Raw genomic sequence first — 16,183 nt, 5'->3', positions numbered from 1 at the left:
CTGCACCTATTCCAATGACGGAGCAGGGCAATGGACTACATCGTAAAAGGTCTGCCTATAGAGGATTTCCGGCCGTTGTTCGGTTTGAGCGACGAAGCGCTGAGCGCGCACGGCGTGAAGCGTTACGTCGCCGAGGCCAAGCCGGGCTTTCCCTGCCGAATCACCCTGCAGGACGCGGAGCCCGGCGAATCGCTGCTGCTGCTCAACTGGAGGCACCAAGACTCGGATACGCCCTATCGCAGCGACGGTCCGATCTTCGTGCGCGAATCGGCGCTAGCGACGTTCGAGGCCCGCAACGAAATCCCGGAACAGCAACGCAGCCGTTTATTGTCCGTGCGGGCTTACGACGAAGCCGGCTGGATGCATGCCGCCGATGTGGTCGAAGGCGCGGATCTGGAACCGTTGATCGGAAAGTTCTTCGGCTATCCGAAGATCGGCTATCTGCACGTGCACAACGCGCGTCGCGGCTGCTATGCGTGCCGGATCGATCGCGGCTGATCGCCCGCTTTTCGTTTTCGTAGGTGCGAATTCATCCGCATGTCTTTTTCGATCAAGAGCGTGCGAATGAATTCGCACCTACGAAAATCAAGGCGTAGCCCGGATGGAGCCGCAGGCGATATCCGGGAGATCGGGGTCGCCGCAAAGCCCCGGGTATCGCTTCGCTCCACCCGGGCTACGGATCTTGAGCCCTCTCCAGCCATGCGGGAGAGGGTTGGGTGAGGGCGCGCGGAATGGCGGGTCGCGTCAAACGTTGGAAGGCGGAAGCCACTGGATGACCAGCCATTCGGCTGTTAAAAACCCCGCCTTCGGGGAATGACGGCTTAAAAGGCAAAAAGCTAATCGTTCCGGCCGACGATGATCCGCGCGTTGCGCTGGTGCGTCCAATACGCCACCGCCCAGTCGAGCAGCACGACCACCCGGTTGCGGAAGCCGATCAGGAAAAAAATGTGCGCCACCAGCCAGAACGACCAGGCCAGGAAGCCCGAGAAGCGCAGTTTGCCCAGGTCGACGATCGCGGCGCGGCGGCCGATCGTCGCCAGATTGCCCCAGTCCCGGTAATGGAACGGTTTCGTCGCGCGTCCGGCGATGCGCGCTCGGATCGCGGCGGCGACGTGATTGCCCATCTGCTTGGCCGCGGGCGCCACGCCGGGCACGGGCTTGCCGTTTTCCCGTTGCAGCGTCGCCAGGTCGCCGGCGACGAAAATCCGCGGTTGTCCGGGTACGCTCAAATCGGGTTCGACCGGTACGCGTCCTGCGCGGTCTAACGGCACGCCGAGCGATCGCGCCAGCGGCGACGCCGCCACGCCAGCCGCCCACAGCACGGTGTGCGTGGCGATGCGCTCGTCGCCGAGCGTCACGCTGCCGGCGTCGATGTTCGTGACCGCCGAGCCCGTGCGCACTTCGACGCCCAATCGCTCGAGCTGCAGGCGCGCCTTTTCCGATAACGATTCTGGAAAGCTCGACAGCACCCGCGGCCCGGCTTCGAGCAGCAGCACGCGCGCGTGCTGAGGATCGATGCGGCGGAACTCGTGCTTGAGCGTATGCCGCGCGATTTCGCCGAGCGTGCCCGCCAATTCGACGCCGGTGGGACCGCCGCCGACGATCGCGAAGGTCAGCAGCGCTTTGCGTTCGGCGTCGTCGTCGCTGGCTTCGGCGCGTTCGAAAGCGGACAGGATGCGGCGCCGGATCAGCAGCGCGTCGTCCAGCGTCTTCAGCCCCGGCGCATGCGCGACCCAGCCGTCGTGGCCGAAATAGGCGTGGGTCGCGCCGCTGGCCAGCAGCAGGAAGTCGTAGCCCAGCGTACCGCCATCGGCCAGGCGCACGATTTTCTGCGCGCTGTCGACGGCGACCGCTTCGCCCATCAGCACGGTGACGTTCTTCTGCCTGCGCAGGATATGGCGCAGCGGCGCGGCGATGTCGGGCGAGGACAAGCCCGCAGTCGCGACCTGATAGAGCAGCGGCTGGAACAGATGATGGTTGCCGCGGTCGAGCAGGGTGATGCGCACCGGCACCCGCGCCAACGCGCGCGCGGCCCACAGTCCGGCGAAACCGCCGCCGACGATGACCACGTGTGCTGGAGATGGGTCCGACGTCATCCGCATTCCCGCCGCTAGAGCGTGCGTTCCGGCATAGGATTACATATTCGACGGCGATGCAGTCAGCGAGGTCGGGTTGCTGATGCCGCAAGCGTGGCAGAACTTGGCGAACGCGCTCTTCCGCGTTTGGCATCCGTTGCAACGGTCGTAAAGGCTAATGCCGCAGTGTGGGCAGAAATCGATTTGCGCATTCTTCATGTCGACAGGTCTCTCGCAGCCTGGACACACGCCTTTAGCGAGCCGCGCCAGCGCGGTGTCGTAGCTCAACTCGTTGCGGCGAACGGTGTCAGGCTGCGCTTCCGCCATTCGCTGGCGCTCCAAATAGCGGTTGAGGGCGAGGATCGCGTAGCGCCCCACCAGCACCGTCACCACGATGCCGACCGCATAGCGCACGTAGCCGCCGTAGCTCGGCAGATAGGGCACCAGTTCGACGAAGAAGGCGAACAACGCAAAAAATATGAAGCCCCAGACGAAAGGCCACCAGGTGCTCTTGCGTTTCTTCGCGAACAGCCATCCGGCGATCACCAGCAACGGCAAGGTGAGGGCGAGGCGGTAACCGAAAACGCGCAACTCCACACGACGATTTTCCTGATCCAGCCTGGCACGGGCGTCGTTCTCCAACGCGGCGAGCTGCAGCCTGGCTTGTTCGCCCGATTGACGGGCATCGAGCGCGGCCTGGCGCTCCTTCGCCACGTCTCGCCTGGCTTCGGATTCTTTCGCTTTCAGCGCATCCAGCGCCTTCGTGCGCGCGATCAGCTCGGCGTCCTGGTCCGGCTGCGCGGTGGCTTGGCGTGTGGCGAGCCAGTTGGCGAAGGTTTCGCGCGCCGCGCCGCTCGCCTGGGTGGCCGCGGTCAATTTCAGGTCCGCCTGTTCGAGTTCCCTTTCGGCTTGCCGCTGGGCCGATTCGGCCAAACGGATCTTGTCGCGCAAGGGCTCGGCGGTCGCAGGATCGATGAAATCGTCCAGCCCAATGCTTTGTTCCACTCGTGGCAGATCGCCGACGAGCGTGCTGCCCAGACCGATTAAGAAGCCGGCGAAGACCAGGGCCACGAGCCACAAGCCGCGGTGGAACCATTTTTCGGACAAGCGCAGGGATTTGTTCATCGTAATCCTCGTCGGCGTCGGTTTTTCCAGATGTCTACGTTGTCCAGCTCGTTGCGTGGCGCGATCTCAGGCAGTCATTAGGACGGCAAAGCGCCGCGCCGACGGCCAACGCTTTGCGCAGAGCAGTGCGCGCAGCGAATGGAAGTGTGCGGCGGGTTGGATCAGTCAATACAAATCCATCGGATCCACGTCCAGGGACCACCGCACTTTACGAGCTTCCGGCAACGCATAGACGGCCGGTAAAGCCGCGTCCAGCGCGGCGTGCAATTCGCGCCGGTTCGGCGCGGACAGCAGCAATTGCGCGCGGTGCATGCCGGCGCGTTTGGGCATCGGTGCGGGCAATGGGCCTTGCAGTTGTACTCCCCCCTTTGGAAAAGGGGGGGCGGGGGGGATTTGCTTTTGCTTCGAACGCTCCGAAGCAAAAGCAAATCGCTCCGCGATTCCCGGCCCTTGCTCACGCAAGGGCGCTCCCGCAGCCGCAAGCCCTTGGCTTGCAAGCAGCTGCGCTCGCCCCCCCTTCCCCCCTTTTTCAAAGGGGGGAAAGGCACGCTTTGCGGCGCTCAAAAACGCCATCGGCGCATCGGCATGTTTGGCTTCGGCGCGCAACAACGCCAGGTACGCGAATGGCGGGAAACCGGCGGCTTCGCGCTGCGCCAGTTCGGTTTGCGCGAAGGCGTGATAACCGCCGTTGATCAGCGTCTGCAGCAGCGGATGTTCGGGATGATGCGTCTGCAGCCACACTTCGCCAGGCTTCTCGGCGCGTCCTGCGCGGCCGGACACCTGGATCAGCAATTGCGCGAGCTTTTCGGCGGCGCGGAAATCGGCCGAGAACAGACCTTCGTCGATACCGACCACCGCGACCAGCGTCAGGTTGCGCAGGTCGTGGCCCTTGGCCAGCATCTGCGTGCCGACGATCACGCCGGGCTGCGCGCCGAACTTCTCGAACAGCCTCTCCAACGCATCCTTGCGCCGCGTGCTGCCGCGGTCGATGCGCAGCACCGGCACGTCGGCGTATTTTTCCGCGAGCGCGGCTTCGATGCGTTCGGTGCCCACGCCCTGCGGCTGCAGCGCCAGGCTGGCGCAATCCGGACAGGCGGGCGGGGTGGCCTGGCGGGCGCCGCAATGATGGCATTGCAGCCTGCGTCCGCCGGCGTGCACCGTCATCGGCCGGCTGCGATCGGGCGTGCTGCATCGTTTGCAGTGCGCGCTCCAGCCGCAGTCGTGGCAGAGCAGCACCGGCGCATAGCCGCGCCGGTTCTTGAACACCAGGACCTGGCCGCCGGCGTCGAGCGCGGCGCGGATCGCGCCGTGCAATTCCGGCGACAGGCCCGCGTCGAGCGGCCGCTTGCGGATGTCCAGGACGCGCACCGACGGCGGCCTGGCCTCGCCGGCGCGCTTGTGCAGGCGCAGGTGCCGATAACGGCCCTGCTGCGCGTTGTGCAGCGATTCCAACGATGGCGTGGCGCTGCCCAGGATCACCGGCACGTCCAGCGCCTTGCCGCGCACCAGGGCGAAATCGCGGGCGTGGTAGCGGATGCCGTCCTGCTGCTTGTAGCTGGCGTCGTGCTCTTCGTCGACTACGATCAGGCCGGCATCGGGCAGCGGCGTGAACACCGCCGAGCGCGTACCGACGATCACCCGCGCCTCGCCGCGCCATGCAGCGGCCCAGGTGCGGGCGCGCTCGCCGTCGTTGAGGCCCGAGTGCAGCGCGTGCACCGGCACGCCCAGGCGCGCGCGGAACCGCGCCAGCATCTGCGGCGTCAGCCCGATCTCCGGCACCAGCACCAGCGCCTGCTTGCCGCGCGCCAGGCAATCCGCGATGGCGCGCAGATAGACCTCGGTCTTGCCGCTGCCGGTGACGCCGTCGAGCAGGAACGGCGCGAAGCCGGCCGCGGCTTCGATCTGCGCCATCGCTGCCGCCTGTTCTTCGTTCGGCGCCGGTCCGGCTTGCGGCTGCGGCGCCAGTTGCGAGGCCGGCACCGCGACGCGTTCGGCCAGCCCGCGCTGCGCCAGCGTGCGCGCTGCGGTGCGCCAGCCTTCGACTTCGGCATCGAGCGCGTCTTCGTCGCGCCGTTGCGCCTGCAACCCTTCGGCCAGCCGGCGCGGGCGGCTGCCGCTGCGCAGGCGCTCGACCTGCGCCAGGCCTTCCTGGGTCAGTTGCCAGGCCCAGAGATGCGTGTCGGGCAAGGCTTCGCCGCGACGCAGTGCAGCCGGCAGCGCGGTAGCCAGCACCTCGCCGAGCGGCGCATGGGTATAGGCGGCCAGCCAGCGCAGCGACGCGAACAGCTCGGCGTGGAACAACGCCGTCTCGTCGGGAAAGGCGAGGGCGGATTTGAGTTCGGCCACGCTGTCGTCGCGCGGACCGACCGCCGCCACCAGGCCGATCAATTCGCGCGTGCCGAACGGGACGCGCACGCGCCGGCCGATGTCGTCTGCCGACGGCGCGGCCTGGGACGGCGCCGCGTAGTCGAACAGCCGCGGCAGGGGCAGCGGCAGCGCGATCTTGAGCACGGGTTCGGCGTCGGACATCGCACCAGTCTAGCGACCGCCGCGCTCGTGCCGCGAGACGCGCGCAGTTGCGCGCTAAACCTGTCGCGCATCACAGATAAGCCATGCAACTTGCGGCCGCATAAGGAGATTCGTCCTTATCCACACGAGCTGTGGATAACCCTGTGCAAGCCGGCCGGGCCGCATCGCGCAAACACGTGAAAGCAAGCATTTAACGCACGCTGGTGAAAAAAGCGCCAATCCGCATAAATCCTTTGCGATCAACCACATGGCTGTGAAACACAAGCGAAATACGGGTTAAGGCGCCTGTTAAACCCGGATCGGTGACAGTTTATTGACCGCTGTGAACAACTGGATTTTCGCCAAAGCCTTGTCCCGCCTCGGGGAGCGCCATTCGTGCGGTCTGTCAAGCATGGTTTGCCGGGTCGCCGTCGGTATCATGCGGCCACGATGAAATCTGCCCGATGACCGCACGCTCCCTTTCCGACGCCAGCGGTGCGCCGGCCGCAATCAATGCCTTCCTGCGCGGCGTCGAACGGCGCGGCGCGGTCTTCGCGGAGCTGCAATGCGGCGATGCCATGGCCGGCGACGCCGCGCTGGCCGCGACCATGCGCGCCTTCCATGCCGGCGCGGCCCGCGCCCCGTTCGGCGAGTGGCCGCAGCGCTTCTGGAGTTTGTTGCTGGCCACCCCGATGCTGCGCCGGGCTGCCGCCCTGCCGGCCCGTGCCGACGCCCTGGCGCCGCTGGCCCAGGTCGGCCATGGGCCACGCGCTGCGCTGCTGCTGCGGCTCGCCGCGGGGCTGGGCGAAACCGAAGCGGCGGCGGCGCTGGGTATCGCGCCGGCCACCTATCGGCTGGCCTTGCAGCGGGCTTTGCCGCACCGCGCCGACGGCACGCCGCATGCCGAAGCCTGGCGCGGCATGGCGGCCGCAGTACAGGAGGCGATCCGCAACTTGCCGCCGCAACGTCTTGCGCATCTGGCGAAGTTGCGCGAAGCCGCCCTGCAGCCGGTCCCGGTCAGGCGAACGGTCATGCCGGCGGTCGCGGCCACGGTGACGGCCGTTCGCGCCCGGCCGCGCTGGGTATCGCACCTGCTCTGGCTGGGCGTGGCGGCCTGCGCGGCGGCGTTGGCAGTCAGCTTCCTATGGCCGCAGCCGCCGCGCCAGGAGACGGCCGGCGGCGCGCCGGACATCCGCACGGTATCGCTGCCGAACGTCGAAGCGCCGGCGGCGCGCTTCGATGCGGACATGGCGCTGTTGAGCGACCGCGATTTCGAACTGCTGCTCGAGCGGCAGGACGAGGCGGTCTACCGCGAACTGGATTTCTACGCTTGGTACGCCACGCAAACCGGGGCGGAGGCGACGCAGGCGGCCGCGCCAGGTGCTTCGTCGGTTGCGCCGCCGCCGCACAACGTCAGCGAGGAACCGGAGACCAGCGATGACACGCTTTAACCGGACCACGCTCACCCTGGTGCTGGCCTTGGCTGCGATCGCATCGACGGCGGCGATCGCATTGTCGCCGTCGCTCGATACTTGGCTGGAGCGCTTGCCCGCGGCGCAACGCGTGGAGCTGGAGCAACGCCAGGCGCGCTGGCAGGCGTTGACGCCGGTGGAACGGGCCGTTTACGGGCAGCGGCAGCTGCGCTGGCAGTCGTTGCCGATCGAGGAGCGCCGTCGGCAACGCGAACATTGGCAGGCCTGGCGCGAACTGTCCGAATCCGAACGCGCGCGGATGCGTCGCACGGCGGCGCAGTTCGCCGCGTTGCCGGTCGACGAACGCCGGCGCCTGCGCGCGCAGTTCGATGCCTTGGACGGCCTTGCGCGCCGAGGCTGGCTGCTCGGCCCGGTGCTGGGCGCCGAGTACGTGCGGTTGCAGCCGCTGCTGGGTTTCGTCGAAGCCGACGAGCGCGCGCAGCTGCTGGAAGCGCTGCGGACGATGACGCCGGCCGAGCGCAACGACCTGGCGACGCTGGCCCAGCGCACGCCGCCGGAAGCGCGCGACGCTTTGCGGCGCGAACTGCTGTCGACAGCCTCCGCGCAGCGCAGCGAGTGGCTGCGACAGCGCCTGGACCGGTAAATAGCCGTTACCGTTCCGGATCGTAGATCGTGGTATGCCGCATCACCCGCCGGGTAGTGCGGAAGCGGTCGCCGAACATCTGCAGGCTGCTGGCGCGGAAGCGTAGCGCGTGCTCGCGCAGGTAGCTGTCGAGCGCGGCGGTATCGCGCAGGAAGAACTGCACGGACATCGCCTGCGTGCCGGCCGGCGGCGCCGGCGCAAGCACGTTGTGCACGTAGGCGCCGAAGAATCCGGGCAGCGACACCATCTCGCGCACGTGCGTGTCCATCCAGGCGCGGTAGTCGTCGGCCAATACGGCGTCGACTTCCACGTTCACCTCGTAGACGATGTGGCCCGGGGGAGCCTGCTGCGTCATTTCGCCGTCACATGTTGACCAGGCTGAATAGCATGGTGAACGCGGCGCCGGTTGTCAGCAGCAGGAAGTAACAGAAGCCCAGAACACAGTATTTGACCAACGTCATCGGCCAGCCCTGCGCGTACACCCGTTTTTGCATGACCAGCAGGTAGACCGGCATCCATAGCCACAACAGCCCCTCGATCCAGCCGAACAGGCTGTGCAGGGCGCCCGATTCGGGCGCAAGCCAATTCTGCAGCGCGATGATGACGAACATCAGCAGCAGCGCCAGGCACAGGAAGGCGTGGCTGTGCAGCGCCACGATGAGGTGTTCCATGTACAGGCGTCGTTTGAAGACGTACAGGATCTTCAGCATCAGCGCGAATAACGGCAGCAGGATGAACAGCGTCGACGGCACCGCGCTCAGCATCGCGTCCTTCAACGCGTTCGGGTCTTCCTTCAGCCGCTTGAAGTTGGCCTTGGCGCGGCCGGCCTGCGAATTGAGCCAGTCGTTGGCGAAGCGAGGCAGCCAGGCCACCGCGATCGGATTGGTCTTGGCATCCCAGGGCTCGCCGTTGAACGAGATGTCGAAGTCTTCTTCGTCCTCGTCGTTCGTGGCCGCCGTCGCTTTTGCCGGTGTCGTGGGTGCCGCAGCGGATGTCGCCGTCGCGGAATCCGCCGGCGCCGTCGTTGCCGCCGCCCCTTCCGCTTCCGCCGCAGCTCCCGACGGCCCGGCCGATCCGGCCTGCGCTTTACGCAAGGCTTCGATGCGCCTTTGCGCCTTTTTCCTGAGTTCCTTTTCGCCCATGCGGATGCCCGTGTCGGCACCCGGCACGCCGGCGACGTTGTTTCGCGCTTCGGCCATTTGGGCCAAGGCCTGGTCGCGGATTTTCTCCACTTCCTGGACGGTGGTCGCACGGCTGATGCTGTCGCCGTCGTCCTCGAACTTGACCGTGCCGTCGCCGAAGCTGACCGTGAACTGCGCGACGAAGAACGTCACGATGCTGAGGAACACGAACAGCCGCACCGGGCTGACGTAACGCACGCGGCGGCCGGCGAAATACTCGGTGGTGAGGAATCCCGGCTTGGCCAGAAGCGGCCACAGCGTGCGCGGCAGGCGCGTGTCGAGATTGAGCACGCTGTCGGCGAAGTCGCCGATGATGCTGGAGAAATGCCGCACCAGCCCTTTCACCGGTTGGCCGCAGGCGTAGCAGTAATCGCCGAGCAATGCGCGGCCGCAATTCTCGCATTCGCGCGCGGGCGCCGCCGCGGGCGCGTGCGGAACCGCGGTTTCGTTGTTTTCGGTCATCTGTGGCCTCTCCTGACCCGTTAAGATAGGGTCAGCCGCGACCCGGCGCCAGCGCATGCCTCCCATTCGCGCGGCCGAAGTCGCCCGGGTTCTCTTCCCATGTCGCATTCGACGCCTTCGCAGGCGCGCTTCGGTCGCGAAGTGCGTACCTCCGCCACACTCGCCGCACCGCTGGTGGCCGGGCACATGTCGTCGGGCCTGATCGGTTTCGTCGACAGCGTGATCGCCGGCCACCACGGCACCGACACGCTGGCGGCGGTGGCGGTCGGCACGGCGCTGTTCTGGCTGCCGATGATGATTCCGATGGGCACGCTGATGTCGCTGCCGCCGTCGGTATCGCAGTTGGACGGCAGCGGACGCCGCGATCTGGTCGGGCCGCTGTTCCGCCAGGCGATGTGGCTGGCCGCAGGCCTGGGCCTGGTGCTGTTCGCGTTCCTAAGCGTCGTGGTCTATGCGTTGGAGCCGATGGGCATCGCGCCGGAGATCCGCCCGGGCGCGACTGCCTTCCTGCACGGCATCCGTTGGGGCATCCCGGCGTTCACGCTGTACCTGTGCATGCGTTACCTGAGCGACGGCATGCATTGGACGCTGCCGACCATGCTGCTCGGCTTCGGCGGCCTGCTGGTGCTCATTCCGCTCGGCTATGCGTTCACCTACGGTTTCGGCGGACTGCCCGAGCTCGGCGCCGGCGGCCTGGGCATCGCGTCGGCGATCATGATGTGGGCGCAGGCGATCGCCTTCGCGCTGTATCTGCGGCGGGCGAAGCGTTTCGCGGACCTGGGCCTGTTCGCGCGTTTCGACGGGCCGCAGTGGCCGCCGATCCGCAACTTGCTGGCCAACGGCCTGCCGATCGGCATCACCGTTGCCATGGAAGGCGGCCTTTTCATCACCACCGCGCTGCTGATCGGCCGCCTCGGCGACGTGCCGGTGGCGGCGCACCAGATCGCGATCAACGTCGCCAGCCTGTGCTTCATGATTCCGCTGGGCCTGGCCGAGGCGACCACGGTGCGCGTGGGCCACGCGCTCGGCCGCGGCGACCGCGAAGCGCTGCGCCGCGCCGCTTTCGCCGGCTACACCATCGTGCTGGCCACGCAATTGCTGTCCGGGCTGGTGCTGCTGTTCGGCAACGACGCGATCGTGTCGCTGTACACCGCCGACGCGACCGTGGCCGCGTTGGCGGCGACGCTGCTGCTGTACGCCGCTGCGTTCCAGTTTCCCGACGGCATCCAGGTGCTGTCGGCCGGCGCCCTGCGTGGGCTGAAGGATACGCGGGTGCCGATGTTCCTGGCGGCCTTCGCTTATTGGGGCCTGGGCATGCCGCTGGGGGCGGGGCTGGGGTTGGGCCTGGGCTGGGGGCCTAAAGGCATGTGGATCGGCCTGATCGTGGGTTTGTCGGCGGCTGCGGTGCTGCTGGGCAGCCGCTTCTTGCGCTCGTCGCGAACAGCCCCCATCGTGCGGGAAGGCGCAGTGACCAACGACGCATGAAACCCCTGCGGGCGCGGGCTAAGCTGCGGTTCTATTTATGGAGTGACAGGTAATGAACGAAGTCCGCCGCCGCGGCCCGATCGCCCGCGTTTTCGTCGGCATTTGGGATGCGATGAATTTCACGCGCCGGTTGGCGTTCAACCTGGTGTTCTTCTTCCTGCTGCTGCTGTTCCTGGTCGCGCTGGGCGCGGGCGACCGGGTCAAGCCGATGGTCGGCCGCACCACGCTGGTGATCGCGCCGGAAGGGCGGCTGGTGGAGCAGTACAGCACCGACGCGTTCACCCGCACGCTGGCCAAGGCGATGGGCGACGACGACGCCAAGGAAGTGCAGTTGCGCGACCTGTTGCGCGCCATCGAAGCGGCCAAGGACGACAAGCGCGTCGAACGCGTGCTGCTGCGCGTGGACGAGCTGGAACCCAGCGGCTACGCGCAACTGCGCGAAGTGGCCGCGGCGCTCGCGCGACTGCGCGCGTCGGGCAAGCAAGTGGTCGCCTTCGGCAACCAGTACGGCCAGGGGCAATATCTGCTGGCCGCGCAGGCCAGCGAGGTCTACCTGGATCCGATGGGCGGGATGCTGATCGAAGGCCTCGCCGGCTATCGCCAGTACTACCGCCAGGGCCTGCAGGACAAGCTCGGCGTCGACGTGCACCTGTTCAAGGTGGGCGAGTACAAATCCGCGGCCGAGCCTTTCATCCTCGACGCCGCTTCGCCCGAATCCAAGCAGGCCGACCTGTTCTGGATGAGCGACGTGTGGCAGCGCTATCTCGACGATATCGCCAAGGCGCGCAAGCTGACCGCGCAGCAGTTGGCGGCCGGCATCGACACGCTGCCCGAAGGCATCGCCGCGGCCGGCGGCGACCTGGCGCGCTTCGCGCTGCAGCAGAAGCTGGTCGACGGCCTCAAGACCGAGGAGCAGGTCGACGATCTGATGGCCGAGCGCGGCGTCGCCGACAGCGATGCGCCGCGCGGTTTCCGCCAGATCGATCTGGAAGGCTATTTGAAGCAGGTCGACAGCGGCCTGTCCGCGGTCGACGAGCGCCCGCAGGTCGCGGTGGTCGTGGCCGAAGGCGAGATCACCGGCGGCGAGCAGCCGCCCGGCCGCATCGGCGGCGAATCCACCGCGGCGCTGCTGCGCGCGGCGCGCGACGACGAGAAAGTCAAAGCCGTGGTGCTGCGCGTGTCGTCGCCGGGCGGCGAGGTATTCGCGTCCGAGCAGATCCGGCGCGAAGTGGTCGGCCTGAAAGAGGCCGGCAAGCCGGTGGTGGTGTCGATGGGCAACGTGGCCGCGTCCGGCGGCTACTGGATCAGCATGAATGCCGATCGCATCTACGCCGATCCGTCGACGATCACCGGTTCGATCGGCATCTTCGGCATCTTCCCGACATTGCCGCGCGCGCTCGACAAGATCGGCGTGCATACCGACGGCGTGTCGACGACGCGTTTCGGCGGCGCGTTCGACATCACCCGCAAGCTGGATCCGGATGTCGGCCAGGTGATCCAGTCGGTGATCGACAAGGGTTACCGCGATTTCACCGGCAAGGTGGCGCAGGCGCGCAAGAAGAGCGTCGAGCAGATCGACGAAGTCGCGCGCGGCCGCGTATGGACCGGCGCGCAGGCGAAGGAGCGCGGGCTGGTCGACGCGTTCGGCGGCATCGATGCGGCGGTCGCCGACGTCGCGCAGCGCGCCAAGCTCGGCAAGCCAGCCGAGTACCGCGTGCGCTATTACGAAGACGGCGGCACGCCGTTCCAGCGCTGGTTCAGCGGTTTCGCGGAAAGCCGCATTGGCGCGATCTGGTTGCGCGATTCCGATCTCGCCCGCACGTTGCTCGCGCGCGCGGTGCCGCGCAGCGCAGACGACCTGCGCTTCATCGAGAATGCGATGAAGCCGGGGCAGGGCATGCGCGTGAAGGCGCTCGCGTACTGCTTCTGCGGTTTCTGACCGTTCTTTCAGCCGTCGTCCCCGCAAACGCAATCCAACGCCTCGGCTTGTCTCCCCTCTTTAAAAAGAGGGGCCGGGATTCGCTTTGGCTCTTAGAGCGGAGCTTGCTCCGCTGCCTTGGCTTGGGGGTTGTGGCGACCTGCCGGCCCTTTGGGCCGGGGTTTCGTCCGCTAAAACCGCGGCCGAGTTACTTTCTTTTTGTGGGGCCCAAAAAGAGAAGTCACCAAAGAAAAAGGGCCTTTGGAAGGTATCCCGGCGATGGGGTTACCCCGTGTGCTTGGCCACCGCTCGCCAGCACTCGGGATTCCTCCGTTGCTTCGACATTCAGATTCGGGGCGATCGACCCGAACGACTCCTTAGCGCAACTCCGCAAAAGCCATGTCACCCATAGGCTACGAATCAAAATCTAGTACCTGCGTAAGAAGGTCACCTGCGACGAAAGCAGGTCCGCTGGCGGACTTTCAGGCGCGACGCATCGCACCGCAGTTCAGGCCCTTTCTTGGGTTACTTTCTTTGGGCCAGCAAAGAAAGTGACCCGGGCGCAGCCCGGAAGCCTTTTTCCATGGCGCGAGTCGCAGCGCAGGCCGCCAGGACGCGGGCCTGGATCCCGGCCTTCGCCGGGATGACGGCTTTAGGGCAAGAGCAAGATGGGTCCCAGCGTTCGCTGGGATGACGGCTTAAGAGCAAACGGCTTAAGAGCAAACGGCTTAAGAGCGAACGCTTAAGAGAGAACGGCTTAAGGGCAAACGGCTTAAGGGCAAACGGCTTAAGGGCAAACGGCTTAGGGGCAAGAGCAGCGGGGCAAGCCCCGCTCTACGAAGGCGGAGCAAAGCTCAGAGCAAAAGAAGGGCGGCGGAGCAAGCTCCGCTCCACAGAGCTAGATCGACGGTCATCCGCCCGCGGCTTCGATTTGTGCCCTCTGCTGGTCCGTCGCTTTCTGCACCGAATCCTCCACCGCCTTGGCCTTGTCGATCGGCTCCTGTACCGCATCGCGCAGTTCGGTGTGCTGCGCTTGCGGCTCCGGCTGCTGTTCGGTCGGCGGCGGCTTGGGCCGGCTGCAGCCGGCCGTCGCGGCGAGGACGATCGCGAACAGACAAACGCGTGCGGGTAGCGCCATGGGAGCGTCCTGAAGGGGCCTGGCGCTATGCTACGCCCAACCGGTGCAGGCGAGACGAGCATGGATCCCAACCGCTGGCGGCTTGATGGACAACTGGCGCTGATCACCGGCGGCAGCGCCGGCATCGGCCGCGCGATCGCGCGCGAACTGCTCGGCCTGGGCGCTCGCGTGCTGATCGTGGCGCGCGACCCCAATGCGCTGGAATCGGCGCGCGACGAACTGGCCGACGAATTCCCCGACAGCGATATCCGCGGCCTGGTAGGCGACGTCGTCGACGAAGAACAGCGCCGCGAAGTGCTGGATTGGGTCGAGGACCGCGGCGAAGGCCTCAACATCCTGGTCAACAACGCCGGCGGCAACCTCACCAAAGCGGCTACCGACTACACCGAAGACGAGTGGCGCGAGATCTTCGAAGTCAACCTGTTTTCGGCATTCGAACTGTCGCGCTACGCGCATCCGCTGCTCACCCAGCATGCCTCGTCCAGCATCGTCAACGTCGGCAGCGTGTCCGGGCTCACCCATGTGCGTTCCGGCGCGCCGTACGGCATGAGCAAGGCGGCCATGCACCAGATGACCAAGAATCTGGCGGCCGAATGGGCCGAGGACGGCGTGCGCGTCAACGCCGTCGCACCGTGGTACATCCGCACGCGCCGCACCTCCGACAAGCTCGCCGATCCGGATTACCTGGACGAAGTGCTGATGCGTACGCCGATCGGCCGCATCGGCGAGCCCGAGGAAGTCGCCGCCGCGGTCGCCTTCCTCTGCCTGCCCGCGGCCAGCTACATCACCGGCGAATGCATCGCGGTGGATGGCGGCTTCCTGCGTTACGGCTTCTGAACGGTCACTTCTCGTGCGCATGCCGCCGCGGTTCAACCGCCGCAGCTGCTCTCACGCATGACTTTCTCTGCCCGGATGAATTCGTAGCGCGCGTCCGCCGCTTGTTCGGGTGTGCCGAAGCGCACCGCGGATTCCGCATCGCGCAGGCGTTGCTGCCAGGCTTGGCACAAGTCGGCGTCGGCGATGCGCTGACAGGCGTCGCGGACCATTTCGCAGGCCGCTCCGGCGCCGGTGCCGGGGTTGCCGTCCAGGCCGGTCGTCTGCAGCGGCAGGCAGCGCGACGGCGGCAGGTCGGTGTCGCTGAAATAGATTTCCCGGCGATAGTTCTGGCAACGATAGAGGTCGGGCGGCGCCGGTCGTTCGGCGATCGCCGATGCCTGTGCGTTTTCCGGCTTCGGGGCGGCAGGCGCGATCGGGGCGCCCGCAGGCGCAGCAGCCATGGCGGGCGTCGCGCTCGTCGGCGCTGGCGTCTGTGGCGGGGTCGATACAGGCGACGATGTGGCCGCCGGTGCCGGTGCCGTTTCGATCACGCGTTTCACTTGCTTGCTGCCTTTGGGGCAAGGCACGTCGTTCTGCAAGGTCACCGCGCCTTGGGCGTCGGTGCAGCGGTACATCACAACGCTTTGCGTCCAGGCCCCGGTACTCGTCAGCGTCAGCAGCGCGAACGCGATGACCGTGCGCATCAGTAGGCGCCGCAATCGCTGTTCATCCGCGCCACCACGGCGCGCTCTTCGTTGTCCAGCACGGCGCGCTCGCTCGGCATGGCGTTGAAATAGCGGCGCTTGATTTCGTAGCGCCGGTCGTTGAGGCGCGAGCAGACTTCTTCCTGCGGCAGGGCATGGCATTCGTCCGCGATGTAGGTGCTGGAGGCGAAGAACGCCGGATGCACCGGGTGCGGCCGTCCGGGCGGGCGTACGTCCGGCGGGCGCGGCGCCGGTGTGCTGACCGTCAGGCCTTCGCTGCGGAAAGTGCGTTGCGGCCACATCGGATAGCCCAGCGTCCACAGCGGCACCCAACGCGGATTGCCGGCGTCGGTATCGCTGGTGTAACGCTCGCCGTCGGGCGTGACGCATTCGTACAAGGGGCGCGGCGTGTTGACGGTCACGTAGCGCACTTCGGGCGGCTTGGCGGGTGCGGACGGCGCGGGCGCCTGCGCGGCCGGGCGCGGTGGCGGATCGACAGGCCGTTGGAAGGTGCGCGTCTCTTGCGTTTCGCCCTTGGCGCAAGGCGAGTCGCGCAAAGTCACTTTGCCTTTGGCGTCGACGCAACGGTACAGCGTGATTTCCGCCGCCTGTACAGCGAGCGGCAGCAGCAGCGTACCGGCGATGGCGATGAGGGACCCAGAACGCATGGGCCTTATCTTGCGCGCTTAAACCGG

General features: G+C 66.9%; 14 protein-coding genes. 6 read left to right on the top strand and 8 right to left on the bottom strand.

Annotation, left to right across the window (positions count from 1 at the left end):
• The first annotated feature begins 30 nt into the window (after positions 1 to 30).
• Entirely contained in the window at positions 31 to 498 is a 468-nt protein-coding gene (locus tag M2650_RS10055) for a DUF1203 domain-containing protein (protein WP_249473839.1), read from the top strand.
• A gap of 338 nt (positions 499 to 836) precedes the next feature.
• Here the strand turns inward: M2650_RS10055 and M2650_RS10050 are convergent, their stop codons facing one another.
• The 3 genes from M2650_RS10050 to M2650_RS10035 all read right to left on the bottom strand — a co-directional run bounded on the left by M2650_RS10050 (position 837) and on the right by M2650_RS10035 (position 5,729).
• Positions 837 to 2,096, bottom strand: coding sequence for an NAD(P)/FAD-dependent oxidoreductase (locus M2650_RS10050; protein ID WP_249473837.1), 1,260 nt, complete (start codon positions 2,094 to 2,096; stop codon positions 837 to 839).
• 39 nt (positions 2,097 to 2,135) lie between these two features.
• The gene (locus M2650_RS10045) at positions 2,136 to 3,200 is read right to left on the bottom strand and encodes a double zinc ribbon domain-containing protein (protein WP_249473836.1); all 1,065 of its coding nucleotides are present in this window, start codon (positions 3,198 to 3,200) and stop codon (positions 2,136 to 2,138) included.
• Positions 3,201 to 3,365: 165 nt separating this feature from the next.
• Entirely contained in the window at positions 3,366 to 5,729 is a 2,364-nt protein-coding gene (locus M2650_RS10035; protein ID WP_345779850.1) for a primosomal protein N', read from the bottom strand.
• A gap of 443 nt (positions 5,730 to 6,172) precedes the next feature.
• Here M2650_RS10035 and M2650_RS10030 point away from each other — a divergent pair, with 443 nt between their 5' ends.
• Both M2650_RS10030 and M2650_RS10025 read left to right on the top strand, forming a co-directional pair.
• On the top strand, positions 6,173 to 7,159 hold the full coding sequence (locus tag M2650_RS10030) for a hypothetical protein (RefSeq protein WP_249473834.1): 987 nt from the start codon (positions 6,173 to 6,175) through the stop codon (positions 7,157 to 7,159).
• On the top strand, positions 7,146 to 7,784 hold the full coding sequence (locus tag M2650_RS10025) for a DUF3106 domain-containing protein (protein WP_249473832.1): 639 nt from the start codon (positions 7,146 to 7,148) through the stop codon (positions 7,782 to 7,784). The genes M2650_RS10030 and M2650_RS10025 overlap by 14 nt, the downstream gene beginning before the upstream one ends.
• 7 nt (positions 7,785 to 7,791) lie before the next feature.
• Here M2650_RS10025 and M2650_RS10020 read toward each other — a convergent pair whose 3' ends face one another.
• A complete protein-coding gene (locus M2650_RS10020) occupies positions 7,792 to 8,139 on the bottom strand; it encodes a DUF4286 family protein (RefSeq protein ID WP_249473830.1) in 348 nt (115 codons plus the stop codon).
• 7 nt (positions 8,140 to 8,146) lie between these two features.
• A complete protein-coding gene (locus M2650_RS10015) occupies positions 8,147 to 9,427 on the bottom strand; it encodes a DUF3667 domain-containing protein (protein WP_249473828.1) in 1,281 nt (426 codons plus the stop codon).
• 99 nt (positions 9,428 to 9,526) lie between these two features.
• Between M2650_RS10015 and M2650_RS10010 the strand changes: the two genes are divergently transcribed.
• Both M2650_RS10010 and sppA read left to right on the top strand, forming a co-directional pair.
• Entirely contained in the window at positions 9,527 to 10,912 is a 1,386-nt protein-coding gene (locus tag M2650_RS10010) for an MATE family efflux transporter (protein WP_249473827.1), read from the top strand.
• A gap of 52 nt (positions 10,913 to 10,964) precedes the next feature.
• Complete coding sequence (sppA, locus tag M2650_RS10005; RefSeq protein WP_249473826.1) at positions 10,965 to 12,851, top strand: signal peptide peptidase SppA; 1,887 nt, start codon at positions 10,965 to 10,967, stop codon at positions 12,849 to 12,851.
• Between the two features lie 889 nt (positions 12,852 to 13,740).
• On the opposite strand, the gene M2650_RS10000 is transcribed toward sppA, so the two are convergent.
• Positions 13,741 to 13,968 carry a hypothetical protein gene (locus M2650_RS10000; protein ID WP_249473824.1) on the bottom strand — a complete coding sequence of 76 codons (228 nt, stop codon included), beginning with the start codon at positions 13,966 to 13,968 and terminating at the stop codon, positions 13,741 to 13,743.
• Between the two features lie 60 nt (positions 13,969 to 14,028).
• Between M2650_RS10000 and M2650_RS09995 the strand changes: the two genes are divergently transcribed.
• A complete protein-coding gene (locus M2650_RS09995; protein ID WP_249473822.1) occupies positions 14,029 to 14,805 on the top strand; it encodes an SDR family oxidoreductase in 777 nt (258 codons plus the stop codon).
• A gap of 32 nt (positions 14,806 to 14,837) precedes the next feature.
• On the opposite strand, the gene M2650_RS09990 is transcribed toward M2650_RS09995, so the two are convergent.
• Both M2650_RS09990 and M2650_RS09985 read right to left on the bottom strand, forming a co-directional pair.
• Positions 14,838 to 15,488 carry a DUF4124 domain-containing protein gene (locus M2650_RS09990; protein ID WP_249473821.1) on the bottom strand — a complete coding sequence of 217 codons (651 nt, stop codon included), beginning with the start codon at positions 15,486 to 15,488 and terminating at the stop codon, positions 14,838 to 14,840.
• A complete protein-coding gene (locus M2650_RS09985) occupies positions 15,488 to 16,156 on the bottom strand; it encodes a DUF4124 domain-containing protein (RefSeq protein WP_249473820.1) in 669 nt (222 codons plus the stop codon). Before M2650_RS09985 ends, M2650_RS09990 begins: the two co-directional genes overlap by 1 nt.
• Between the last annotated feature and the right edge of the window lie 27 nt (positions 16,157 to 16,183).

Origin of the sequence: Luteimonas galliterrae (assembly GCF_023374055.1) — a bacterium.
Classification (GTDB): Bacteria; Pseudomonadota; Gammaproteobacteria; order Xanthomonadales; family Xanthomonadaceae; genus Luteimonas_C; species Luteimonas_C galliterrae.
This window is presented reverse-complemented; position numbering and strand designations above follow the sequence as displayed.

Excerpts from the sequence above, each read along its gene's own strand:
- M2650_RS10050 (WP_249473837.1), bottom strand. The coding sequence starts at position 2,096 with ATGACGTCGGACCCATCTCCAGCACACGTGGTCATCGTCGGCGGCGGT.
- M2650_RS10015 (WP_249473828.1), bottom strand. The coding sequence starts at position 9,427 with ATGACCGAAAACAACGAAACCGCGGTTCCGCACGCGCCCGCGGCGGCG.
- M2650_RS10035 (WP_345779850.1), bottom strand. The coding sequence starts at position 5,729 with ATGTCCGACGCCGAACCCGTGCTCAAGATCGCGCTGCCGCTGCCCCTG.
- M2650_RS10025 (WP_249473832.1), top strand. The coding sequence starts at position 7,146 with ATGACACGCTTTAACCGGACCACGCTCACCCTGGTGCTGGCCTTGGCT.
- M2650_RS10000 (WP_249473824.1), bottom strand. The coding sequence starts at position 13,968 with ATGGCGCTACCCGCACGCGTTTGTCTGTTCGCGATCGTCCTCGCCGCG.
- M2650_RS10020 (WP_249473830.1), bottom strand. The coding sequence starts at position 8,139 with ATGACGCAGCAGGCTCCCCCGGGCCACATCGTCTACGAGGTGAACGTG.
- M2650_RS09985 (WP_249473820.1), bottom strand. The coding sequence starts at position 16,156 with ATGCGTTCTGGGTCCCTCATCGCCATCGCCGGTACGCTGCTGCTGCCG.
- sppA (WP_249473826.1), top strand. The coding sequence starts at position 10,965 with ATGAACGAAGTCCGCCGCCGCGGCCCGATCGCCCGCGTTTTCGTCGGC.
- M2650_RS09990 (WP_249473821.1), bottom strand. The coding sequence starts at position 15,488 with ATGCGCACGGTCATCGCGTTCGCGCTGCTGACGCTGACGAGTACCGGG.
- M2650_RS09995 (WP_249473822.1), top strand. The coding sequence starts at position 14,029 with ATGGATCCCAACCGCTGGCGGCTTGATGGACAACTGGCGCTGATCACC.
- M2650_RS10055 (WP_249473839.1), top strand. The coding sequence starts at position 31 with ATGGACTACATCGTAAAAGGTCTGCCTATAGAGGATTTCCGGCCGTTG.
- M2650_RS10010 (WP_249473827.1), top strand. The coding sequence starts at position 9,527 with ATGTCGCATTCGACGCCTTCGCAGGCGCGCTTCGGTCGCGAAGTGCGT.
- M2650_RS10030 (WP_249473834.1), top strand. The coding sequence starts at position 6,173 with ATGACCGCACGCTCCCTTTCCGACGCCAGCGGTGCGCCGGCCGCAATC.
- M2650_RS10045 (WP_249473836.1), bottom strand. The coding sequence starts at position 3,200 with ATGAACAAATCCCTGCGCTTGTCCGAAAAATGGTTCCACCGCGGCTTG.